Source organism: Pantoea sp. Lu_F5_004, assembly GCF_051136245.1.
In the GTDB taxonomy this organism is placed as follows: Bacteria; Pseudomonadota; Gammaproteobacteria; order Enterobacterales; family Enterobacteriaceae; genus Pantoea; species Pantoea agglomerans.
This window is the reverse complement of the sequence record NZ_CP194946.1, coordinates 3,257,843-3,280,445: the sequence shown is the minus strand read 5'-3', so window position 1 is coordinate 3,280,445 and position 22,603 is coordinate 3,257,843. Positions and strand designations below refer to the sequence as shown.

Below are 22,603 nucleotides of genomic sequence, written 5' to 3'. Positions count from 1 at the left end.
CTTCAGCAGTCAGGCGGCCCACAAGCGAGGCATCTGAGCGTTCCTTCAACGCTTACTTATTCAGAGCCTTCAGCAGGAATTCAACAATTTCATCCTGCTTAATCATCTGCTTCTCACCGGCACGACGTGATTTGTACTCAATCTCCTGATTATCGAGATTGCGGTCGCCAATGACGATGGTGTGTGGCACACCAATCAGTTCCATATCAGCGAACATCACGCCCGGACGCTCTTTACGGTCATCCAGAATAACCTCAACGCCTTTGGCACGGAGGGTGGCATACAGCTCTTCCGCCAGCTCTTTAACCCGGAACGATTTCTGCATATTCATTGGCAGAATCGCAACTTCGAAAGGTGCCAGTGCGGCGGGCCAGATGATGCCGCGATCGTCATGGTTCTGCTCAATGGCTGCTGCAACAACGCGGGTGATGCCGATGCCGTAGCAGCCCATGCTCATCACCTGATTGCGGCCATCTTCGCCCTGAACCGACGCTTTCAGCGCGTCAGAATACTTGGTGCCGAGCTGGAAAATATGACCGACTTCGATGCCGCGCTTAATCTGCAGCGTGCCTTTACCATCCGGGCTTAAATCGCCTTCGACCACGTTACGGATATCCGCAACGCTGGCCAGCGGCAGATCGCGCTCCCAGTTAATGCCGAAGTAGTGCTTACCATCGACGTTGGCACCGGCGCTGAAGTCGCTCATCTTCGCCACGGTACGGTCAGCAATAACAGGCATCTGCAGACCAACCGGGCCGATTGAACCCGGTCCGGCACCTACTGCGGCGCGAATCTCTTCTTCGGTCGCGAACACCAGCGGTGACGCAACGATCTCTGACTTCTCCGCTTTGATCTCATTAAGCTGATGATCGCCGCGTACCAGCAGGGCAACCAGCGCGTGGCCGCTCTCTTCGGCACCTTTAACAATCAGTGTTTTCACTGTTTTTTCAACAGGCACGCTGAATTGCTCAACCAGCTCCGCGATGGTTTTTGCGTCTGGCGTCTCGACCAGTTGCATCTCCTGCGACGGCGCTGCGCGCTCACCGGCGGGTGCGACGGCTTCGGCCAGCTCAATATTGGCCGCGTAATCAGAATCGGTAGAGAAGATCACATCATCTTCACCGCTCTGCGCCAGAACCTGGAACTCATGGGATGCGCTGCCGCCAATCGAGCCGGTGTCGGCCTGCACGGCGCGGAAATCCAGGCCCATACGGCTGAAGATCTGGCTATAGGCGCGGTACATCGCGTCATACGTTTCCTGCAGCGACTCCTGCGAAACGTGGAACGAGTAAGCATCTTTCATGATGAATTCACGTGAACGCATCACGCCAAAGCGCGGACGGACTTCATCACGGAATTTGGTCTGGATCTGATAGAGGTTGAGCGGCAGTTGCTTATAAGAGCTCAGCTCATTGCGGATCAGGTCAGTGACCACCTCTTCATGCGTCGGACCCAGCACGAACGGACGCTCGTGGCGATCTGCAATACGTAACAGTTCCGGGCCATACTCCTCCCAGCGACCGCTCTCCTGCCACAGGTCGGCGGGCTGCACAACCGGCATTAAAATCTCAACCGCGCCCGCGTTGTTCATCTCTTCGCGCACGATGTTTTCGACTTTTTTCAGCACGCGAACCCCGGTCGGTAACCAGGTGTACAAGCCAGAAGCCAGTTTGCGGATCATACCGGCGCGCAGCATCAGCTGGTGGCTGATCACTTCAGCGTCGGAAGGCGTCTCTTTCTGAGTAGAGAGCAGATATTGAGTAGTACGCATTGATTACGGTTCCAGTTGATCGGAAAGTCACAGACAGAATTTTGCTGGCGGCTAGTGTACCAGTGAGATCACCGGCTCAAAAGCGGGTTTTAACGTGGGTCGATGGCGATCACTTCAGTACCGGCATCGTCAATGCGCCAGCGTACATTAAAATCCATCAGCCAGGCCGCATATTCCCGCGCCTGCGTTTCGCCCTGACGGTAAGCGGGACGGGGATCCTGTGCCAGCACTTCACTGATAAAGCGAGCCAGATTGGGGTAGCGCGACTGCTGGTGAAGCTGCTGTTGTGCCAGCGCGGAGAAGCGAACCGGCATATCAGCCGCAGGTGCCGCCTGAGCAAAACCCGCCTGGGCATGCGGCAATGCTTCGGCAAAGGGCAGATAAGGTTTGATATCCACCACCGGGGTGCCATCGACCAGATCCAGACTGCCAAGCTGCAGGATCACCTGCTGTTTTTCAATCCTGATACCTCTTAGCTCAACCAGCGACATGCCAATGGGATTGGGACGAAACGTTGAACGTGTCGCAAATACACCCATGCGCGCATTGCCGCCCAGTCGGGGAGGGCGAACCGTGGGACGCCAGCCGCCTTCCATCGTCTGATGGAAGACAAACAGCAACCAGAGGTGGCTGAACGCTTCCAGTCCACGCACCGCTTCCGGCTGATTGTAAGGTGGCTGCAGGTGCAGTTCGCCGCCGCCATCCTGCACCAGCCCTGGCTGGCGCGGCACGGCAAACTTCTCCTTCCACGGTGAGCGGATTACCCCAATTTGCGCAAAGGCGAATTCACTCATTGATTGCTGACTTTCAGTGCCGAACCCTGACACACCGCCTGACGATAGCAGCCTGGCGTGCCGGTGACGATTTCACACTGATGCAGCAGCACCGCATTGGCTTTCATCTGTGACGCTTTGATCTGCAGGCGTTTACGTGCAGTAGCGATGTTGGCTGGGGAGTTCTGATTACTCATCTGGCAATCTTCAGCGGAGACTTCACCCAGATCGCGGAACGGCTTGCTGACCAGATCGGCGGCATCGGTATAGAGCTTAACCGGTGCCGGTCGTGACACAGGCTTGCGGGTGGGTTCACTGGATTGCTGCGGCCGGGACGGTGCGCTGCTTATCGGGTGATACTCATGAACACACCCTGTCAGCATCAATGCTAACAAGCAGAGCGGTAAAAAACGCATGGCAACATCCTCAGGTTTCAAAAAGTGGCGTTATTGAAACAAGGACAAGAATAAATAACAAGTCGGGCAGGGCACCCAATAACAGAAAGGGCGGCATAGCGCCGCCCTTAAGGAGATGAACAGCTGAGTTACCAGCCTTTAACCGCGCCGCCGTTAAAGACTTTGTTAGCGGCATCGTAGACTTCGTCAGACTGGTAAGCCTTGACGAATTTCTTCACGTTTTCCGCATCTTTATTATCTTCGCGCGCGACAATCAGGTTCACGTAAGGTGAATCTTTATCTTCGACGAAAATGCCATCTTTGGCTGGTGTCAGGCCAATCTGGCTGGCGTAAGTGGTGTTGATAACCGCCAGCGCGATCTGCTGATCGTCCAGTGAGCGAGGCAGCTGCGGCGCTTCCAGCTCAACAATTTTCAGATGCTTAGGGTTTTCAGTGATATCCAGTGAGGTTGGCAGCAGGCCCACGCCATCTTTCAGTTTGATCAGACCTACTTTCTGCAGCAGCAGCAGCGTACGGCCCAGGTTGGTCGGGTCGTTTGGAATAGCAACCTGAGCGCCATCCTGCAGCTCATCCAGTGACTTGATCTTTTTCGAATAGCCCGCGATCGGGTAGACGAAGGAGTTACCCACTGAAACCAGCTTGTAGCCACGATCTTTGATCTGCTGATCCAGATACGGTTTGTGCTGGAAGGCGTTGACGTCGATGTCGCCTTTGCTCAGCGCTTCATTCGGCAGTACGTAATCGTTAAAGGTGACCAGCTCAACGTCCAGACCATATTTCTCTTTGGCAACTTTCTGCGCTGCTTCAGCAACCTGCTGCTCAGCACCGACAATCACGCCCACTTTGATGTGGTTAGGGTCTTTCTCTTTTTGATCGCATCCTGCCAGCGCAATCGCGCCAATCAGTGCACCCACAGCGGCAATTTTCTTGAATCTGAAAGACATATCCTTTCCTTCTTAATAATGTGATATTGCTGGCTTATTTATGGGACACCGCACGCACGATGCGGTCGCCACAGAATTGAATGAGATACACCAAAACCACTAACAACACCAATACCGTATTCATCACAGTGGCGTTATATCCGATATAACCATACTGATAACCGATCTGGCCCAGACCACCGGCACCCACCGCGCCACCCATGGCGGAGTAACCAACCAGGGTAATCAGGGTGATGGTCGCAGCATTCACCAGGCCAGGCATCGCTTCCGGCAGCAGAACCTTACGGATGATCTGCATTGGCGTAGCGCCCATGGCACGTGACGCTTCAATCAGTCCGGTTGGCAGTTCCAGCAAGGCATTTTCAACCATACGCGCGATAAACGGCGCCGCGCCGACGGTCAACGGCACGATGGCCGCCTGCAGTCCGATTGAGGTGCCGACGATTACGCGAGTAAAAGGAATCATCCAGACCAGTAAGATAATAAAAGGAATGGAGCGGAAGATATTCACCAGCGCGGAGAGCACGCGATAAAGTCCCTGATTCTGCAGAATCTGGCCCGGACGGGTGACATAGAGTAAAACGCCGACCGGCAGACCCAGCACAAAACCGAAAAATCCAGAGACGAAGGTCATCATCAGCGTTTCCCACACGCCCCGTCCCAGCAACCACATCATCGCTTCAGACATAACCTAACACCTCTACTTTCACATGATTCTCCTTCAGCCAGGCAATCGCCTCGCGGGTATCGCTTTCTGTGCCGTGCATTTCGGCCAGCATAATGCCGAACTTCACGCCACCGGCGTAATCCATCTGGGCACTGATAATGTTGTTATTCACGTTGTAACGGCGCGCGGCTTCAGACAGCAGCGGCGCATCAACTGATTTACCGGTGAATTCCAGTCGCAGCAGGGGCACGGTGCCTTCAGCGACGGTGGCAGAAAGACGCTGCTGGTAATCATCCGGAATATCCAGATGCAGCGTAGACTGAATAAACTGCTGCGCCAGAGGTGTCTTAGGATGAGAGAAGACCTCACTGACGCTATCTTTCTCAATCAGCTCACCGTGACTGATGACCGCAACCTGATCGCAGATGCGTTTTACTACATCCATTTCATGGGTGATCAGCAGAATCGTCAGCCCAAGCCGGCGGTTAATGTCTTTAAGCAATTCCAGAATAGAGCGGGTCGTCGCGGGATCCAGTGCACTGGTAGCTTCATCACACAACAGAACCTTGGGATTGCTGGCCAGGGCGCGGGCAATCGCGACACGCTGCTTCTGTCCGCCCGACAGATTCGCGGGCCACGCATCATGCTTGTCTGATAATCCCACCAGTTCCAGCAGCTCAGTTACGCGAGCATTGATCTGAGCGCGGGAGAGATTACCGAGTTCCAGTGGAAGAGAAACGTTGCCCGCGACGGTACGGGAGTTCATCAGATTAAAGTGCTGGAAGATCATTCCGATCTGGCGGCGCGCCTGGGTTAACTGACGTTCGTTGAGTGCGGTTAAATCAGCGCCGTCTACCAGTACGCGGCCCGAAGTAGGGCGCTCCAGCAGGTTAACGCAACGAATCAACGTACTTTTACCGGCACCGGAAGCGCCGATAACGCCATAAATCTGTCCGGCAGGCACGTGCAGGCTGACATCCGTTAACGCCGGGATAGACCGCGTGCCTTGCTGAAACACCTTAGTGATATTTTCTAGTTTAATCATTATGTTATTTATTATCGTGTTGCGTTGTCCGTGGTGTGGGAAGCCTCGTCGCTTTTATTCGGTATAAAAGCTGGATGGATGTTAAGGCATCCAGACGTCTAAATCAATGGAAGTGATTCAATCTGACATTCTCCCTTTTATAGCAATCATGCGATACTGATCGGCAATTTTTACAGCAGGAGTTTCTACGTGGCGAATAAAGTCCCCGCTATTTTTCTTGATCGTGATGGCACCCTTAATGTCGACAATGGCTATGTCCATGAGATCGATGACTTCCAGTTTATTGACGGCACGATTGAAGCGCTGCAACAACTAAAGGCAATGGGTTTTGCGCTGGTGGTCGTGACCAATCAGTCTGGCATCGCGCGCGGTATGTTTACTGAAGATACCTTTATGCGGCTGACAGAATGGATGGACTGGTCGCTGGCCGATCGTGATGTTGATCTGGATGGCATCTATTTCTGTCCTCACCATCCTGAAGCAACAGTAGCAGAGTTCCGTCAGGCCTGTGACTGCCGTAAGCCTCAGCCGGGTATGCTGCTGACGGCACAGGAAGAACTGAATATTGATATGGCCGCTTCTTATATGGTGGGTGACAAGCTGGAAGATATGCTGGCAGGGCAGGCTGCCGGTGTCGGCATGAAAGTACTGGTGCGCAGCGGCAAACCGGTCACCGCTGAAGGTGAAGCAGCAGCAGATTGGGTGATTAATAGTCTGGCAGAGCTCCCGGTGCGCATTAAAAAGGGGTAAAAACGGCGCTTTTGTGCAAATTTCAGACGAACAGAAAAAAAGTCTCAATTTGCACTTGCGCTATCTGAGCCGTTCCCTATAATGCGCCTCCACTGACACGGCAAACCGGAAACGGAAAACGGGTCAGGAGGCACAGGAGACTGAGCCGCCGGAGAAAAACTTCTGAAATAGAGGTTGACTCTGCAGGAGGAAAGCGTAATATACGCCACCTCGCGACAGGACGCTAACGCACTGTTTGCACTGCTCTTTAACAATTTATCAGACAATCTGTGTGGGCACTCGCAGGATTGATATCAGCGTCTCCGGACGTAAAAAATATCAAGCCTCACGAGTGAACACATAATGAAATTCATTATGACGTTTTACAGATGAGCACCGCTTAACTTGTTTAAGCAAATCAAACTTAAATTGAAGAGTTTGATCATGGCTCAGATTGAACGCTGGCGGCAGGCCTAACACATGCAAGTCGGACGGTAGCACAGAGGAGCTTGCTCCTTGGGTGACGAGTGGCGGACGGGTGAGTAATGTCTGGGGATCTGCCCGATAGAGGGGGATAACCACTGGAAACGGTGGCTAATACCGCATAACGTCGCAAGACCAAAGAGGGGGACCTTCGGGCCTCTCACTATCGGATGAACCCAGATGGGATTAGCTAGTAGGCGGGGTAATGGCCCACCTAGGCGACGATCCCTAGCTGGTCTGAGAGGATGACCAGCCACACTGGAACTGAGACACGGTCCAGACTCCTACGGGAGGCAGCAGTGGGGAATATTGCACAATGGGCGCAAGCCTGATGCAGCCATGCCGCGTGTATGAAGAAGGCCTTCGGGTTGTAAAGTACTTTCAGCGGGGAGGAAGGCGACGGGGTTAATAACCCTGTCGATTGACGTTACCCGCAGAAGAAGCACCGGCTAACTCCGTGCCAGCAGCCGCGGTAATACGGAGGGTGCAAGCGTTAATCGGAATTACTGGGCGTAAAGCGCACGCAGGCGGTCTGTTAAGTCAGATGTGAAATCCCCGGGCTTAACCTGGGAACTGCATTTGAAACTGGCAGGCTTGAGTCTTGTAGAGGGGGGTAGAATTCCAGGTGTAGCGGTGAAATGCGTAGAGATCTGGAGGAATACCGGTGGCGAAGGCGGCCCCCTGGACAAAGACTGACGCTCAGGTGCGAAAGCGTGGGGAGCAAACAGGATTAGATACCCTGGTAGTCCACGCCGTAAACGATGTCGACTTGGAGGTTGTTCCCTTGAGGAGTGGCTTCCGGAGCTAACGCGTTAAGTCGACCGCCTGGGGAGTACGGCCGCAAGGTTAAAACTCAAATGAATTGACGGGGGCCCGCACAAGCGGTGGAGCATGTGGTTTAATTCGATGCAACGCGAAGAACCTTACCTACTCTTGACATCCACGGAATTTGGCAGAGATGCCTTAGTGCCTTCGGGAACCGTGAGACAGGTGCTGCATGGCTGTCGTCAGCTCGTGTTGTGAAATGTTGGGTTAAGTCCCGCAACGAGCGCAACCCTTATCCTTTGTTGCCAGCGATTCGGTCGGGAACTCAAAGGAGACTGCCGGTGATAAACCGGAGGAAGGTGGGGATGACGTCAAGTCATCATGGCCCTTACGAGTAGGGCTACACACGTGCTACAATGGCGCATACAAAGAGAAGCGACCTCGCGAGAGCAAGCGGACCTCACAAAGTGCGTCGTAGTCCGGATCGGAGTCTGCAACTCGACTCCGTGAAGTCGGAATCGCTAGTAATCGTGGATCAGAATGCCACGGTGAATACGTTCCCGGGCCTTGTACACACCGCCCGTCACACCATGGGAGTGGGTTGCAAAAGAAGTAGGTAGCTTAACCTTCGGGAGGGCGCTTACCACTTTGTGATTCATGACTGGGGTGAAGTCGTAACAAGGTAACCGTAGGGGAACCTGCGGTTGGATCACCTCCTTACCTGAAGATACCTTCCCGCGCAGTGTCCACACAGATTGTCTGATAAAAAAGTAATGAGCAGGACGGCTGCGAAGTCGTGACACATTTGTGTCCCCTTCGTCTAGCGGTTAGGACTCCGCCCTTTCACGGCGGCAACAGGGGTTCGAATCCCCTAGGGGACGCCACCTGCTTGGTGACAGGTGAAAGGTGTCTCCATACAGTATCTCAAAACCGATTTGGTTGCGTAAGCAGCCGGGCCGCGTTTGAGATATTTGCTCTTTAACAATCCGGAACAAGCTGAAAATTGAAACGACGCAGCGCGTCATTCCTCCGTAATAAGGAATGACTCAGCGATGCGTTCGAGTCTCTCAAATGCTTGCAATTCGCAGCGTTGTAAAACGCCTGTGGGTTGTGAGGTTAAGCGACTAAGCGTACACGGTGGATGCCCAGGCAGTCAGAGGCGATGAAGGACGTGCTAATCTGCGTAAAGCGACGGTAAGGTGATATGAACCGCTACAGCCGTCGATGTCCGAATGGGGAAACCCGGTGCACTCTGTGCATCATTGCAGCATGAATACATAGTGCTGCAAGGCGAACCGGGGGAACTGAAACATCTAAGTACCCCGAGGAAAAGAAATCAACCGAGATTCCCCCAGTAGCGGCGAGCGAACGGGGAGCAGCCCAGAGCCTGAATCAGCTTGTGTGTTAGTGGAAGCGTCTGGAAAGTCGCAGGGTACAGGGTGATACTCCCGTACACAAAAACACACATGCTGTGAGCTCGATGAGTAAGGCGGGACACGTGGTATCCTGTCTGAATATGGGGGGACCATCCTCCAAGGCTAAATACTCCTGACTGACCGATAGTGAACCAGTACCGTGAGGGAAAGGCGAAAAGAACCCCGGCGAGGGGAGTGAAACAGAACCTGAAACCGTGTACGTACAAGCAGTGGGAGCCCTCTTTATGGGGGTGACTGCGTACCTTTTGTATAATGGGTCAGCGACTTATATTCTGTAGCAAGGTTAACCGTATAGGGGAGCCGCAGGGAAACCGAGTCTTAACTGGGCGTTAAGTTGCAGGGTATAGACCCGAAACCCGGTGATCTAGCCATGGGCAGGTTGAAGGTTGGGTAACACTAACTGGAGGACCGAACCGACTAATGTTGAAAAATTAGCGGATGACCTGTGGCTGGGGGTGAAAGGCCAATCAAACCGGGAGATAGCTGGTTCTCCCCGAAAGCTATTTAGGTAGCGCCTCGTGAACTCATCTTCGGGGGTAGAGCACTGTTTCGGCTAGGGGGCCATCCCGGCTTACCAACCCGATGCAAACTGCGAATACCGAAGAATGTTATCACGGGAGACACACGGCGGGTGCTAACGTCCGTCGTGAAGAGGGAAACAACCCAGACCGCCAGCTAAGGTCCCAAAGTCATGGTTAAGTGGGAAACGATGTGGGAAGGCACAGACAGCCAGGATGTTGGCTTAGAAGCAGCCACCATTTAAAGAAAGCGTAATAGCTCACTGGTCGAGTCGGCCTGCGCGGAAGATGTAACGGGGCTAAACCATGCACCGAAGCTGCGGCAGCGACGCTTATGCGTTGTTGGGTAGGGGAGCGTTCTGTAAGCCGTCGAAGGTGTGCTGTGAGGCATGCTGGAGGTATCAGAAGTGCGAATGCTGACATAAGTAACGATAAAGCGGGTGAAAAGCCCGCTCGCCGGAAGACCAAGGGTTCCTGTTCAACGTTAATCGGAGCAGGGTGAGTCGACCCCTAAGGCGAGGCCGAAAGGCGTAGTCGATGGGAAACAGGTTAATATTCCTGTACTCGGTGTTACTGCGAAGGGGGGACGGAGAAGGCTATATCAGCCGGGCGACGGTTGTCCCGGTTTAAGCGTGTAGGCGGAGCGTCCAGGTAAATCCGGACGCTTGTTAACGCTGAGGCGTGACGACGAGGCACTACGGTGCTGAAGTGATAAATGCCCAGCTTCCAGGAAAAGCCTCTAAGCATCAGGTAACACAGAATCGTACCCCAAACCGACACAGGTGGTCAGGTAGAGAATACCAAGGCGCTTGAGAGAACTCGGGTGAAGGAACTAGGCAAAATGGTGCCGTAACTTCGGGAGAAGGCACGCTGGCGCGTAGGTGGAGGGACTTGCTCCCCGAGCCGAAGCCAGTCGAAGATACCAGCTGGCTGCAACTGTTTATTAAAAACACAGCACTGTGCAAACACGAAAGTGGACGTATACGGTGTGACGCCTGCCCGGTGCCGGAAGGTTAATTGATGGGGTTATCCGCAAGGAGAAGCTCTTGATCGAAGCCCCGGTAAACGGCGGCCGTAACTATAACGGTCCTAAGGTAGCGAAATTCCTTGTCGGGTAAGTTCCGACCTGCACGAATGGCGTAATGATGGCCAGGCTGTCTCCACCCGAGACTCAGTGAAATTGAACTCGCTGTGAAGATGCAGTGTACCCGCGGCAAGACGGAAAGACCCCGTGAACCTTTACTACAGCTTGACACTGAACATTGAGCCTTGATGTGTAGGATAGGTGGGAGGCTTTGAAGCGCGGACGCCAGTTCGCGTGGAGCCAACCTTGAAATACCACCCTTTAATGTTTGATGTTCTAACGTAGGCCCGTTACCCGGGCTGCGGACAGTGTCTGGTGGGTAGTTTGACTGGGGCGGTCTCCTCCTAAAGAGTAACGGAGGAGCACGAAGGTCAGCTAATCACGGTCGGACATCGTGAGGTTAGTGCAATGGCATAAGCTGGCTTGACTGCGAGAGTGACGGCTCGAGCAGGTGCGAAAGCAGGTCATAGTGATCCGGTGGTTCTGAATGGAAGGGCCATCGCTCAACGGATAAAAGGTACTCCGGGGATAACAGGCTGATACCGCCCAAGAGTTCATATCGACGGCGGTGTTTGGCACCTCGATGTCGGCTCATCACATCCTGGGGCTGAAGTAGGTCCCAAGGGTACGGCTGTTCGCCGTTTAAAGTGGTACGCGAGCTGGGTTTAGAACGTCGTGAGACAGTTCGGTCCCTATCTGCCGTGGGCGCTGGAGAATTGAGGGGGGTTGCTCCTAGTACGAGAGGACCGGAGTGAACGCACCACTGGTGTTCGGGTTGTCATGCCAATGGCATTGCCCGGTAGCTAAGTGCGGAAAAGATAAGTGCTGAAAGCATCTAAGCACGAAACTTGCCCCGAGATGAGTTCTCCCTGACTCCTTGAGAGTCCTGAAGGGACGTTGAAGACTACGACGTTGATAGGCCGGGTGTGTAAGCGCAGCGATGCGTTGAGCTAACCGGTACTAATGACCCGTGAGGCTTAACCTTACAACGCCAGAGGCGTTTTTGAGAGACACAATTTTCAGCCTGTACCGGATATTCTGCGCGGCCTTACGGGCGGCGCGGAGACAGAATTTGCCTGGCGGCTTTAGCGCGGTGGTCCCACCTGACCCCATGCCGAACTCAGAAGTGAAACGCCGTAGCGCCGATGGTAGTGTGGGGTCTCCCCATGCGAGAGTAGGGAACTGCCAGGCATCAAATTCGTTCCTTTTCCCCTGACAAGGAAAATAACAGGAACAGACGGCTATCAGCCAGTTGCTGACAGCTGTGAAAGAATCGGTGGAGCGGTAGTTCAGTTGGTTAGAATACCTGCCTGTCACGCAGGGGGTCGCGGGTTCGAGCCCCGTCCGTTCCGCCACTTAATTGGAAAGCCCTGACTTAACGGTCAGGGCTTTTTCCATTGCAGTAAATTCAACACGGAAAAAGACACCGCACTGATTCTCTTCGATCACCCGGATCATTTTAACGATCGCTAATTCTTTGAATCTGAAGCGATAATACTGCGATCGATCCCACTCCTCCCAATTGTGTGCAGGCAGACCCCGATCAGGCCTGCCCCTGTAGACTTCAGGTACGCCACGGCTGATCAGCTGTCCACTCACTCAGAAAATCGATAAAAGCGCGTACACGCTGGCTTACGCCAATATCACTGTAGTAAACAGCATGGAAGGGCATTTCGACCGGCAGACGCTGATCGGCCAACACTTCCACCAGTTTTCCCTCAGCAACTTCACGATCGATCATATAGTCCGACAGGCAGGCAATACCATTACCGGTAAGACAGAGCTGCTTAATCGTCTCTCCGCTGTTAGAGGAGATAGCCCAGCTAATATCATAGAGTTCGCCGCTTTCACGGGAGACGGGCCAGCGATTGAGTCGTGGGGAATCATCAAAGCCAAGACAGTGATGGTTATCCAGCTCAGCCACCGTTTGCGGTGTCCCATGCTCACGGAGATAGGCGGGTGAAGCCACAATCTTGCGAAAGCTCCTGAACAGCAGTCGGGCGCGCAGCGTTGAGTTGGTGAGATTGCCGGCACGAATGGCGATATCCACTTTCCGCTCAATCAGATTGATAAAATTCTCTGAGGAGATCAAAGAAAGAGTCACGTCAGGATAGCGCAGACGAAAAGGTTTAATCATCGGCATCAGCAAATGCAGAATCACCGGCGTCGCGGCATCAACGCGCAGTAGTCCTTTAGGCGCCTGTAAACTCTCGATTAAATCGCTTTCTGCCGTGGTCATCTCCTGCAAAAAGCGTTGAACATGGCGAAAATAGCGTTCGCCTTCCTGCGTAAGCGCCAGCTGCCGTGTTGTGCGGGTCAGCAGGGCAATACCCAGCTTGCTCTCCAGCTTTTTAACTGTCCTGCTGACGGCAGAGTTAGCCATCTTCAGCTGTTCAGCAGCGCGACTGAAACTTCCACTTTCTACTACGCTGACAAACACTTTTAGTTCATCAGAAGATGCCTTCATTCTTCCTCCGTGCAGCCACATGGCCATTAAGCCAGTTTATGACTGATAATGCTTTTATAACCAGTACAGGAGCCGTTAATGATGACATCGGGGATGTCACCGCCTGATCTGCCTCGTTTTGCTTAGCGAACGTAAAAGGGCTGCTTTATTCTGGAAAAGGTGATGAATTCTGACATTCACCTGCATCCATTGAAACCCCGGTCTAAAATCCCTATAACAGACAGGTGTTAACTGTATTTTGAATCATCAGCCAGGCGGGAAAGTGCGCAAAAAAACTTATGCAATGCGATATGTAGCAGGACAACCAGTGGAACAGATCTTTCCACCTGGCGCGATGCTCCATCTCGGTCAGGCACTGCCACCCGGTGCACCCTTGCCCGCGCATCCAAACCTCAAAGTTCTGGTATGGAACATCTTCAAGCAGCAGCGCGCAGACTGGATGTCGGTACTGGAAGGATTTGGTAAAGATGCGCACCTGGTATTACTGCAGGAAGCGCAGACCACACCTGAACTGGTGGAGTTTGCCACCAGTAATTATCTCGCTGCCGATCAGGTGCCTGCCTTTGTGCTGCCTCAGCATCCCTCTGGGGTGATGACGCTCGCCTCTGCGCACCCGGTCTATTGCTGCCCGTTGCGTGAGCGTGAGCCTCTGCTGAGACTGTCAAAATCGGCTCTGGTCACGGCGTATCCGCTGCCCGCGGGGGAAATGCTGATGGTCGTGAACATCCATGCGGTAAATTTCAGCCTGGGCGTCGACGTCTACAGTAAACAGCTGGGGCCAATCGGGGAGCAGATCATGCATCACCAGGGGCCGGTGATTATGGCCGGGGATTTCAATGCCTGGAGCCGTCAACGTATCAATGCTCTCTACCGTTTTGCACAGCGAATGAAGCTGGAAGAGGTGATGTTTACTGCCGATCACCGCCGTAAAGCCTTTGGTCGCCCACTGGATTTCGTCTTCTATCGCGATCTCAGGGTGAGTGAGGCATCCGTACTGGTGACGCGCGCGTCCGACCATAACCCCTTACTGGTGGAGTTCAGTTCAGGAAGCTAGTCCGGTGCATTAAGCGAGCCTGCAAAGGGGAGGAAAGTCCGGCAGATGAGTAAACGGTGGCGGATGAATAAAAGAAAAAGGCTGACAAATGTCAGCCTTTTCAACGTATCAGGTATCAGGTGTTGCGTTATTATTCACAAACAGCGTTAAGTTATCGCCGGGTTGAATATCTTTCGCACTGTCCAGCACACTGTTCCAGCGCATCACGTCTTTGATATTGACGCCGTGATGACGGGCAATACTGTCAAGAGAATCACCCTTACGAACACGATAGGTGATGCTGTTGCCGTTATCAGCCAGTCGGGTGCCATTCGAACCAATGGTCAGAGTCTGACCTGGTCGGATATCAGCACCGCGCAGGTTGTTATCCTGCTTCAGTGTCGAGACGCTAACGCCAAGTTTTGAAGCGATACCAGAGAGCGTATCACCCCGCCGCACTTTGTACCCGCCACTCGCACTGGCTTTCGCAAGCTGAGTAGGCTGTACCGCTGCGATGTCACCGGAAGCCAGTGAGTTACGCAGTTTCGCGACGTTCGACTTCGGCACCATAATATAGTGTGGGCCGTTTGGCGCTGTTGCACCGCCTTTGTAACCAGTATTGAAGCTCTTTAATTTCGTGAGCGACATACCCGCCATTTCGGCAGCCTGCGTCAGCTGTATCTGCTGACCTACTTCCACTCGCGCCAGAGCACGACTTTCATTAGGGGTCGGCAGTTTGATACCGTAACGCTTGTTATTTTTGAGCAGTTCACTCAGAGCTAACATTTTAGGCACATACACGGTCGTTTCGCGTGGCAGCGATAAATGCCAGAAGTCAGTCGGCTTACCGCGCGCCTTGTTCTGCTTTATCGCTTTGAGTACACGTCCTTCACCACTGTTGTACGCTGCGATGGTTAATAACCAGTCGCCGTCAAACATGGTGTTAAGACGTTGCATCATATCCAGCGCAACTTTCGTGGATGCGACCACATCACGTCGCCCATCGTAATACTGGTTCTGTTTCAAACCATAGTTTCGACCTGTTGCAGCAACAATCTGCCAGATACCAGCGGCATTGGCGGATGAAGTTGCCCGGGGGTCAAAAGCGCTCTCCACTATGGGTAGCAGTACCAGTTCCATCGGCATTTTACGTTTCTGTATCTGCTCGACTATCCAGTACATGTACGGCTCTGCCCGTAATGTTACATCGTGGAGATAGCTCTTATTTTTTAAAAATTTACTTTTTTGTTCGCGGATTGCCGGGTTTTCCGGAATCCCCATCTTCAACTCGTCACTAATGAAACTCCAGAGATCTGCGTCTGCTGCGAGGCCAGTTCCATCTTCCTGCCATCGCGGCGACAAAAACTCGTCTCCGTACTTTCCATTTTCACCTTGACCAGCTGAAGACAGACTCTGTGCATGCTGTACCGGGATATTGGCATCGTTCCTGGACGCCTGACATCCTACCAGCAAGACTGAGGCGAGTAAGATCGCTTTAGCCTTCATGTGTGTGTCAATAGTTCGCTTAAAAGACGAGCAACTATACGTGACGACTTTTCACAACACAACCCGAAAAATCAAAAAGCGTCTTTCTTCTCGCGTAGAACGGCAAATGAACGCCATACGGGTTCATCAGTAACGTTAACGTTTAATGCCCTTTGTAAATCAATGTCTTGCGTGCGAAGAAATAAATTTATTGTCCGTTCGTGCGCCAGTTTTGTGGGCAAGCTAATGCCATTTTCAGCGCGTAAGTCCTTAATTTTCTGATATTCGGCCGTTATTTGTGGGTCATGGGGCAGAATAGCCGCAGCAAACTTCAGATTGGATAAAGTATATTCATGTGCGCAGCAGACTAATGTTTCACCTGGAAGCTGGTTAAGCTTTTGAAAGGAATCATACATCTGCTCTGCCGTGCCCTCAAAAAGCCGTCCGCAGCCGCCCGAAAAGAGTGTGTCACCACAGAAAAGATAAGGTGAGCTGTAATATGAGATATGTCCTAAAGTGTGACCAGGGGTATGGATCACCTCAAACGTCAGGCCCAGAACCGTGACCTTATCGCCTTCGCTGACTATCGTTCTGGCCCCTTTAGCCGCAGTTTCCTGGGGACCATAGACCTCAAGCTGAGGGAAATGCTCGCACAGTGTTTTCACTCCGCCCGTGTGGTCGTTATGGTGGTGAGTCAGCAGAATAGCCACCGGTTGCCAGCCGTTGGAGGCCATTTTTTCTAACACCGGTTGGGCTTCGCCGGGATCGACAATCAGGCATTTACCGTCATCATCAGTCAGCGTCCAGATGTAGTTGTCCTGCAACGCAGGAATACTGGTAAGATTCATCATCACCTCTCGCAGGTCGTAGGAAAAGGAAGAGCGTAAAGCATGAAGCCCGCTAAATCACGCCAGATTCTGAACGCACCGCTGTCATGGCGCGACATGCCGTGGGGAGATTATTTCCGCGACGCGCTAACGCAGCAGCTTCAGCCTTACCTCGGAAAGCTTTATGGCTTTCATATGCTTAAGCTTGGCAACCTCAGCGCAGAAATCAACACCGAAAACTGTGCTATTTCACATCAGGTCAATGTTGGCAGGGAAGGGGAGCTGTTACAGGTGCTGGCTGACCCGATGCAACTGCCGTTTGAGTCGAAGTCGATCGATGCCTGTTTGCTGGCCCATACGCTCGCCTGGAGCCAGGATCCTCACCGGGTGTTACGTGAAGTGGATAGGGTGTTAATTGATGATGGCTGGATGATTATCAGCGGCTTCAATCCCTTCAGCCTGCTCGGCGTGAGTAAGATGGTGCCGGGCCTGAACCGCAAAGCCCCCTGGAGCGGACGGATGTTCAGCCAGGTGCGGTTAATCGACTGGCTGGGACTGTTGAATTATGAGGTGGTCTGGCGCACCCGATTTCAGGTGCTGCCGTGGCATCGGCAGGGCGGAAAACTGATCAGCGCCCACTTACCGGCGCTGGGCTGTCTGAATATTGTGGTGGCACGTAAGCGCACCTTCCCGCTGCTGCCGACCCGGGCCAGGAAGAGTATGAGCACCAGCAAGATCCGCCAGACGGTCAATGCCACACGCCAGTTCCGGCAGGCAGAGGATCAGGATTCGGTTTTATAACCGATATCCTCAAAAGCGGGATTTTCAGCCGCGCTGCGGGCCAGCACGTCGCAGCGCTCATTTTCCGGATGTCCAGCATGGCCTTTAACCCACTCCCACTGAATCTTATGGGTGCTGAGTGCTAAGTCGAGACGCTGCCAGAGATCGACATTCTTCACCGGCTTTTTGTCGGCGGTTTTCCAGCCACGCTTTTTCCAGTTATGGATCCAGCTGGTAATTCCCTGACGCACATACTGACTGTCGGTACTGAGCACCACATCGCACGGCTGGGTCAGCGCTTCCAGTGAGACAATCGCCGCCATCAGCTCCATCCGGTTATTGGTGGTAAGGTGATAGCCCGCGCTGAAGGTTTTCTCATGCTGACCGTAGCGTAAAATCGCCCCATAACCGCCGGGGCCGGGATTTCCAAGACAGGATCCATCGGTGAATATTTCTACCTGTTTGCGCATCTCTGGTAGACTTCCTCTCAAAAACGCTAAGTCTGACATAAAACGGGTCTTATGAGCACTGCAAATAACCGCCAGATCGTTCTCGATACTGAAACCACCGGCATGAACATGATCGGGGTACATTATGAGGGGCACCGCATCATTGAAATTGGTGCGGTAGAGGTGATTAACCGTCGCCTGACCGGTAACAATTTCCATATGTATCTTAAGCCCGATCGGCTGGTCGATCCCGAAGCCTTTGGCGTACACGGCATTGCCGATGAGTTTCTGGCTGACAAGCCTGCGTTCAGCGAGATCGCCGATGAGTTTCTCGACTACATTCGCGGTGCTGAATTAGTAATCCATAACGCCCCGTTTGATATCGGCTTTATGGACTACGAGTTTGCAAAGCTGAACCGCGGCATTGAGAAAACCGAAACCTTCTGCAAAATCACCGACAGTCTGGCGCTGGCGCGCCGTATGTTTCCCGGCAAGCGCAACAGCCTTGATGCGCTTTGCTCGCGTTACGAAATAGATAACAGCAAACGAACCCTGCACGGCGCACTGCTCGATGCCGAGATTCTGGCTGAAGTGTTCCTGACGATGACAGGCGGGCAGACCTCACTCTCCTTTTTATCGGAAAGTGAAAGCGCCAGACAGGCGCAGGGAGAGAGCATCCAGCGCATCGTGCGTCCCACCTCTGCACTGCGCGTGGTCACGGCCAGCGATGAGGAAGTGGTTGCCCATGAGTCACGTCTGGATCTGGTGATGAAAAAGGGTGGCAGCTGCCTGTGGCGCGGCTGAATTACGCATTTTTGTGGATAAAATCAACGGCAAGCTGAAAAAAACAGCAAACGATTTGTTCGCCTGGAAAAAGCGTTGACGCCGCAACAGGCTGCCATTACTATGCGCCTCGTTCCCGACGGGGAACAAAGCGCGGAGCGGTAGTTCAGTTGGTTAGAATACCTGCCTGTCACGCAGGGGGTCGCGGGTTCGAGCCCCGTCCGTTCCGCCAATCTCTTTAAAAAAGCCGATTCAGAAATGAATCGGCTTTTTGCGTTGATGCTTCTTTTATTTTTAACCTGATGGCTTTTAAATTTTTCATCACTCTTATGCTGCTGTCTGCCTGATGTGAAATAGACGTTATATTTCTCCGGATAGTAATAGTCTGTGTGAGCAAACCGTTCATCTTGTAAACCCGACTACCAGGCTGACAGTCGGGTTAAAAAGTTGCTTTAATTTTCCTGACTAACAGCGATTTCAACCGGTGTGAAGCTATTAATAATACGAACGTAATGTTTACGTTGTGCCTCGCTGAAATCATCATTTGTGGCCAGAGTGAAAACCATCAACCGACGTGAGTGAGGATTGAGGTCAGGATGCCATGGCAGAGTGACCACAGACGAAACCTGCCGTACCCATACACCATCTTCCAGGAATTTATTTGCGGTTTGCAGAACCGGCAATTTTGCCGGACCGATTTCATGCTTAAGGTTTTTCCCCTCAACTTCAAAACCGGGAACTAAACGCTTCATTCTTTCACACTGCTGCTCACAAAATTCATCTACCGTTTGATCCTGTTCCAGCGTGGCGCGGTTAATCAGGATATTATACGGTCTATTTTCCTCATCCATGTAACGGAGGATATTAATAGATTGATCCTCTTGTGGCATGAACGTCATAAACGTTCCTTCATTAAGTGGATAAACGGTTGGTTTACTGCTCATAACATTCTCTCTTATTTTTACTGACTTTGAATGTGCAATGGAATGATCTCGACGCGGCGATTTAACGCGCGTCCTTCAGGAGAATCGTTGCTGGCTATTGGCCGGGAATTACCAGCCCCTGTAACGATAAAATGGCTGACAGGCAAACCACTTTTCTCAGCCAGCCAGTTTCGAATGACGTTGGCTCGCTCAACTGAAAGGGCATTATTTATGACAGATGTACCGGAACTATCCGTATGACCTATAATGAGATAAGTCTGGGACGGTGCCTCCTTCATTTTTGCTGCTACCTCCATCAATACTTTCTCGCTATCTGGCATAAGCCTGCTGCTGCCTTGGTGGAACAGCGGTATATTAGCGGGTGTAAAAAAGGTTGGCGGGTCGCGCGGTTGATCCTTTTGCAGCATGCTCTTCGGTAAGGCGATCTGGCTTAGCAAGTGGAAAGCGGGATCGGTTTTCAACTTAACGTAACAGGCAACGCCAACCGTCAGAAAGGCAATAAGTCCCAGCGGTAGCGCAGACTTCGGCCAACCGGATTTGCTAGGGGAATAGGGCACGTTAACTGGCGTAACCCGGGAGGTGATCGATTCTGGTCGTGGAGATTTTGACAATGGCAGAATGATCTCTGGCAGTGGCGGCAGAGTAATCGCGGCCGACAGCCCAGGCAAGATAGCGCATTTCTCAGCCAGCCAGATTGACCAGGCCCCATGTCGGGTGAATCCCATCCCGTAATCGGCAAGTGTAACGCCAGCCAGTTTAAGTGATGTACTGTCGAATAAGTTTTGTAACATGCTCATGATTCGCTGTTCTGCCAGCCAGGTAACCAGGGTTGAACCCAGCGCATGTCGCTGAATGGCGTAGAGGTCATCACCACTATCGTTAGCCTCAAGCTCGCCAATCAGGTCAATAAGTCGAGATTCCAGCTTAATATCGCAATTCGCTGCCGGCGCTAATTGGCCAGTCCAGATTGCTTTATCAGGATTATGAGCATCACGCTGCTGGCTCAGACGTGTGTAAAGTCCGAGAAAACAGGGCAGCGGTTCTGACAGCTGTACAGATTTAAAAGCGTGAAGCCATGCCATCATCTGCTCGATCATGATGCTGCTGTTTTCAAAGCCATCTGCTAACAGTGGGAAATAAGTCTGCACTGCCATTTCGGGATGGTGCATCTTTATATGAGCGATCCGATCCATTACGGTATGAGCATGATCAGCGAGAGCCCAAACGATTTGACCTTCATCGTTTGAAAATAGATCGAATTGCCTGAACCACTTTCTGGCGAAGGGCCCAATAATGAGCACCATTATTTTGGCAGTACCGGCGCATTCATGCTGAGTATTAAAAAATTCAGTCTGTTTTGTGGGCTGGCTGACGCGTCTATGTGAAAAATGACGTTCGCGATAGGCTGTGCGAAGCGCAACAAGTGTTTCACTTTGGCCTTCAGTTTGCCTCAACAGCTTGAGTAATTTCCAGGCGTAACTGAACATCACCTCATTGCCGCTAGAAAGCAGGGGCTTGAGTCGTGATGAAAGAGCGGTATCCTGTCTGCTTTCACTGTAGCCGTAAAAATGAGGTTCCAGCGAATAGCGCTGCCAGTGGAGTAAGTCACCACGTTCATTATCTGTGAGCCGCTGGTCAAAATAGCAGCACAGGAATTGACAAAGTGCCTCGCTCTCCGTCTCATCATGGTTTTCAACAAGTAGCGCTTTATTGAATTGCTCAATGAGCGAAATGAGCCTGAGTTGAAGATCTGCGGCTGAGGTAATTACGCCGTCAAAAGCGATAAGGGTATCTATCGCAATAAGCCGACAAAGAAAGGTTTTACTTTTCACCACGATTTCTCCAGCACCTTACCCCAGCCAGAAATATCTGACCAGGGACAAATCCGGATGATTGTTGGTCTGGTAATTATGCTGGCGGTTTTAAACTGAATATTCAGGAGAATATCGCCATTGGTTGACTTATGGCGCAACGTTTCCAGCTCGTCGATCTGCAACATCCGCTTATAAAGCAGACGATTCTGCGCGTTATAAACGCTCAGGCAAACCGGACTTATTTCATGTTCATCAACGATATAGTCTGTCACATTCAGTGTGATGGTCTGACTAAACCAGGCATACTGTCGCTCAAGCCATTCCATCTCGTTAGCCGGAGATTGCGCGAAGTAATTAATCTTGTCATCGCCCAGAACTTCAGGCAAAGCTGTACCTCTGTGCAGACAAATACCAGCCTGATACTCAAACTCTCTTAATCCCCGCTTCTTGCCCAGCATATAAGGAGCCAGTGTGGAAGCCGGTTCAGCCTCCAGCCCCAGTAAAATTCTGATACGCCTTTTGGCGGTCAGATCTCTTTCCCACCACGTTTTATCAATGTTGCCCTGATTTTTCGCCTCATCACTGTGATCACTCCAGACCTTGCTATGTTCTTCACGCTGGTAAAAATGCCACAGCAGAGGTTTATGAGGATGATAGACATCATAACCGTGCGTAAACGCTCTGACCGCCATACCTATCTCTTCACCGGCAAAGAAGATCTGCGGATCGTTAGGGACCGATTTGATAAAGTGCCCCGAAGCAAAGATGAATCCGCCAGCCAGATAACTTCCCCGTATCGGTGCTGAAGCCTTGAAAGGAGTCGAGCTGAACATGGGAATCCCCTGACGATCATATTCCCGGAAAATCAGACGGCTGACATCAGATTTTTTGCATCCAGCTTCGTTATTGCCTGGCGTATAAGCCGGGGGATAAGTTGAGATAACGGGATGGGGCGATTGCGCCTGTAGCATCCGCAGCATCGTTATCATTTCATTATCCCAGTCAGGAATAAACCGACAGTGAGAATCTATTTGCAGGAAATATTGTTCATTCTCAAAAAGTGCCTCAGCCAGACTGCGCGCCCAGCTTGCACCCTGGCTGATAAAATAATGAACCATGATGATATCGATTCGGGCCTTATTAAAGAGGAATGTTACAATTTCCTGTCCATTAAATATCCTACGTTGCTGTAGTACAAAGCCGGCAGATTCAAAAAAATCACTGGTTTTGTCATCCTGCCAACAAATTGCGATATGCAGATTTTCAGGATATGCAGCATGTCGTAGCATATCCCTGAGCGTAGGCAGTAATTCAGGATCGCGGTAACTGGCGATGCTGACGAAGATGGTTGCTGGTTGATTCATATTAGCCTGACCCATAATGCTTTCGG

General features: G+C 52.1%; 17 protein-coding genes, 3 tRNA genes and 3 rRNA genes. 10 read left to right on the top strand and 13 right to left on the bottom strand.

What is annotated here, in order from left to right:
* Window positions 1-52: 52 nt before the first annotated feature.
* The 6 genes from proS to metN form a co-directional block, all read right to left on the bottom strand.
* Window positions 53-1,771, bottom strand: coding sequence for a proline--tRNA ligase (gene proS / locus ACR8BN_RS15370; RefSeq protein ID WP_010671869.1), 1,719 nt, complete (start codon window positions 1,769-1,771; stop codon window positions 53-55).
* A gap of 89 nt (window positions 1,772-1,860) precedes the next feature.
* Complete coding sequence (tsaA, locus tag ACR8BN_RS15365; protein WP_434747086.1) at window positions 1,861-2,565, bottom strand: tRNA (N6-threonylcarbamoyladenosine(37)-N6)-methyltransferase TrmO; 705 nt, start codon at window positions 2,563-2,565, stop codon at window positions 1,861-1,863.
* Window positions 2,562-2,960 carry an Rcs stress response system protein RcsF gene (gene rcsF, locus ACR8BN_RS15360; RefSeq protein ID WP_010254182.1) on the bottom strand — a complete coding sequence of 133 codons (399 nt, stop codon included), beginning with the start codon at window positions 2,958-2,960 and terminating at the stop codon, window positions 2,562-2,564. Before rcsF ends, tsaA begins: the two co-directional genes overlap by 4 nt.
* Before the next feature lie 128 nt (window positions 2,961-3,088).
* A complete protein-coding gene (locus tag ACR8BN_RS15355) occupies window positions 3,089-3,904 on the bottom strand; it encodes a MetQ/NlpA family lipoprotein (RefSeq protein ID WP_010254184.1) in 816 nt (271 codons plus the stop codon).
* Between the two features lie 34 nt (window positions 3,905-3,938).
* Entirely contained in the window at window positions 3,939-4,592 is a 654-nt protein-coding gene (locus ACR8BN_RS15350; RefSeq protein WP_031375299.1) for a methionine ABC transporter permease MetI, read from the bottom strand.
* Entirely contained in the window at window positions 4,585-5,616 is a 1,032-nt protein-coding gene (gene metN, locus ACR8BN_RS15345) for a methionine ABC transporter ATP-binding protein MetN (RefSeq protein ID WP_434747085.1), read from the bottom strand. Before metN ends, ACR8BN_RS15350 begins: the two co-directional genes overlap by 8 nt.
* Before the next feature lie 189 nt (window positions 5,617-5,805).
* Here metN and gmhB point away from each other — a divergent pair, with 189 nt between their 5' ends.
* The 6 genes from gmhB to ACR8BN_RS15315 all read left to right on the top strand — a co-directional run bounded on the left by gmhB (window position 5,806) and on the right by ACR8BN_RS15315 (window position 11,986).
* Window positions 5,806-6,366, top strand: coding sequence for a D-glycero-beta-D-manno-heptose 1,7-bisphosphate 7-phosphatase (gene gmhB, locus ACR8BN_RS15340; protein WP_434747084.1), 561 nt, complete (start codon window positions 5,806-5,808; stop codon window positions 6,364-6,366).
* 405 nt (window positions 6,367-6,771) lie between these two features.
* A 16S ribosomal RNA gene (locus ACR8BN_RS15335) occupies window positions 6,772-8,313 on the top strand.
* An 89-nt stretch (window positions 8,314-8,402) separates the two neighbouring features.
* A tRNA-Glu gene (locus ACR8BN_RS15330) sits at window positions 8,403-8,477 on the top strand.
* Between the two features lie 230 nt (window positions 8,478-8,707).
* Window positions 8,708-11,616: ribosomal RNA gene (locus tag ACR8BN_RS15325) — 23S ribosomal RNA — on the top strand.
* 90 nt (window positions 11,617-11,706) lie between these two features.
* Window positions 11,707-11,822 (top strand): 5S ribosomal RNA (rrf, locus tag ACR8BN_RS15320).
* Together the 16S, 23S and 5S rRNA genes with 2 tRNA genes alongside form the textbook arrangement of a ribosomal RNA operon.
* Before the next feature lie 87 nt (window positions 11,823-11,909).
* Window positions 11,910-11,986 (top strand) — tRNA-Asp (locus ACR8BN_RS15315).
* A 209-nt stretch (window positions 11,987-12,195) separates the two neighbouring features.
* On the opposite strand, the gene yafC is transcribed toward ACR8BN_RS15315, so the two are convergent.
* Window positions 12,196-13,098, bottom strand: a complete 903-nt coding sequence (gene yafC, locus ACR8BN_RS15310) for a DNA-binding transcriptional regulator YafC (RefSeq protein ID WP_434747083.1) — start codon at window positions 13,096-13,098, stop codon at window positions 12,196-12,198.
* A gap of 262 nt (window positions 13,099-13,360) precedes the next feature.
* On the opposite strand from yafC, the gene ACR8BN_RS15305 reads away from it, so the two are divergent.
* A complete protein-coding gene (locus ACR8BN_RS15305; protein WP_031590451.1) occupies window positions 13,361-14,152 on the top strand; it encodes an endonuclease/exonuclease/phosphatase family protein in 792 nt (263 codons plus the stop codon).
* Between the two features lie 108 nt (window positions 14,153-14,260).
* On the opposite strand, the gene mltD is transcribed toward ACR8BN_RS15305, so the two are convergent.
* Window positions 14,261-15,637 (bottom strand): murein transglycosylase D, encoded by a 1,377-nt coding sequence (gene mltD, locus ACR8BN_RS15300; RefSeq protein WP_022625195.1) that lies wholly within the window; start codon window positions 15,635-15,637, stop codon window positions 14,261-14,263.
* 71 nt (window positions 15,638-15,708) lie between these two features.
* On the bottom strand, window positions 15,709-16,464 hold the full coding sequence (gene gloB, locus ACR8BN_RS15295; RefSeq protein ID WP_031590449.1) for a hydroxyacylglutathione hydrolase: 756 nt from the start codon (window positions 16,462-16,464) through the stop codon (window positions 15,709-15,711).
* A 42-nt stretch (window positions 16,465-16,506) separates the two neighbouring features.
* Here gloB and ACR8BN_RS15290 point away from each other — a divergent pair, with 42 nt between their 5' ends.
* On the top strand, window positions 16,507-17,244 hold the full coding sequence (locus tag ACR8BN_RS15290) for a class I SAM-dependent methyltransferase (protein WP_039389512.1): 738 nt from the start codon (window positions 16,507-16,509) through the stop codon (window positions 17,242-17,244).
* Here ACR8BN_RS15290 and rnhA read toward each other — a convergent pair.
* On the bottom strand, window positions 17,226-17,693 hold the full coding sequence (gene rnhA / locus ACR8BN_RS15285) for a ribonuclease HI (RefSeq protein WP_010255125.1): 468 nt from the start codon (window positions 17,691-17,693) through the stop codon (window positions 17,226-17,228). The two genes, ACR8BN_RS15290 and rnhA, sit on opposite strands and share 19 nt — an antisense overlap.
* A gap of 51 nt (window positions 17,694-17,744) precedes the next feature.
* Between rnhA and dnaQ the strand changes: the two genes are divergently transcribed.
* Together dnaQ and ACR8BN_RS15275 are read left to right on the top strand one after the other, a co-directional pair.
* Window positions 17,745-18,476, top strand: a complete 732-nt coding sequence (gene dnaQ, locus ACR8BN_RS15280) for a DNA polymerase III subunit epsilon (protein ID WP_010255127.1) — start codon at window positions 17,745-17,747, stop codon at window positions 18,474-18,476.
* A gap of 134 nt (window positions 18,477-18,610) precedes the next feature.
* Window positions 18,611-18,687, top strand: a tRNA-Asp gene (locus ACR8BN_RS15275).
* 220 nt (window positions 18,688-18,907) lie between these two features.
* Here the strand turns inward: ACR8BN_RS15275 and ACR8BN_RS15270 are convergent.
* The 3 genes from ACR8BN_RS15270 to ACR8BN_RS15260 are packed head-to-tail and all read right to left on the bottom strand — an operon-like array spanning window position 18,908 to window position 22,592.
* A complete protein-coding gene (locus ACR8BN_RS15270) occupies window positions 18,908-19,399 on the bottom strand; it encodes a DcrB-related protein (protein WP_031590445.1) in 492 nt (163 codons plus the stop codon).
* Between the two features lie 17 nt (window positions 19,400-19,416).
* On the bottom strand, window positions 19,417-21,231 hold the full coding sequence (locus ACR8BN_RS15265; protein WP_434747082.1) for an OmpA family protein: 1,815 nt from the start codon (window positions 21,229-21,231) through the stop codon (window positions 19,417-19,419).
* Entirely contained in the window at window positions 21,228-22,592 is a 1,365-nt protein-coding gene (locus ACR8BN_RS15260; RefSeq protein WP_242549966.1) for a UDP-N-acetylglucosamine-transferase, read from the bottom strand. The genes ACR8BN_RS15265 and ACR8BN_RS15260 overlap by 4 nt, the downstream gene beginning before the upstream one ends.
* Between the last annotated feature and the right edge of the window lie 11 nt (window positions 22,593-22,603).

Excerpts from the sequence above, each read along its gene's own strand:
- proS (WP_010671869.1), bottom strand. The coding sequence starts at position 1,771 with ATGCGTACTACTCAATATCTGCTCTCTACTCAGAAAGAGACGCCTTCC.
- tsaA (WP_434747086.1), bottom strand. The coding sequence starts at position 2,565 with ATGAGTGAATTCGCCTTTGCGCAAATTGGGGTAATCCGCTCACCGTGG.
- rcsF (WP_010254182.1), bottom strand. The coding sequence starts at position 2,960 with ATGCGTTTTTTACCGCTCTGCTTGTTAGCATTGATGCTGACAGGGTGT.
- ACR8BN_RS15355 (WP_010254184.1), bottom strand. The coding sequence starts at position 3,904 with ATGTCTTTCAGATTCAAGAAAATTGCCGCTGTGGGTGCACTGATTGGC.
- ACR8BN_RS15350 (WP_031375299.1), bottom strand. The coding sequence starts at position 4,592 with ATGTCTGAAGCGATGATGTGGTTGCTGGGACGGGGCGTGTGGGAAACG.
- metN (WP_434747085.1), bottom strand. The coding sequence starts at position 5,616 with ATGATTAAACTAGAAAATATCACTAAGGTGTTTCAGCAAGGCACGCGG.
- yafC (WP_434747083.1), bottom strand. The coding sequence starts at position 13,098 with ATGAAGGCATCTTCTGATGAACTAAAAGTGTTTGTCAGCGTAGTAGAA.
- mltD (WP_022625195.1), bottom strand. The coding sequence starts at position 15,637 with ATGAAGGCTAAAGCGATCTTACTCGCCTCAGTCTTGCTGGTAGGATGT.
- gloB (WP_031590449.1), bottom strand. The coding sequence starts at position 16,464 with ATGAATCTTACCAGTATTCCTGCGTTGCAGGACAACTACATCTGGACG.
- ACR8BN_RS15290 (WP_039389512.1), top strand. The coding sequence starts at position 16,507 with ATGAAGCCCGCTAAATCACGCCAGATTCTGAACGCACCGCTGTCATGG.
- rnhA (WP_010255125.1), bottom strand. The coding sequence starts at position 17,693 with ATGCGCAAACAGGTAGAAATATTCACCGATGGATCCTGTCTTGGAAAT.
- dnaQ (WP_010255127.1), top strand. The coding sequence starts at position 17,745 with ATGAGCACTGCAAATAACCGCCAGATCGTTCTCGATACTGAAACCACC.
- ACR8BN_RS15270 (WP_031590445.1), bottom strand. The coding sequence starts at position 19,399 with ATGAGCAGTAAACCAACCGTTTATCCACTTAATGAAGGAACGTTTATG.
- ACR8BN_RS15260 (WP_242549966.1), bottom strand. The coding sequence starts at position 22,592 with ATGGGTCAGGCTAATATGAATCAACCAGCAACCATCTTCGTCAGCATC.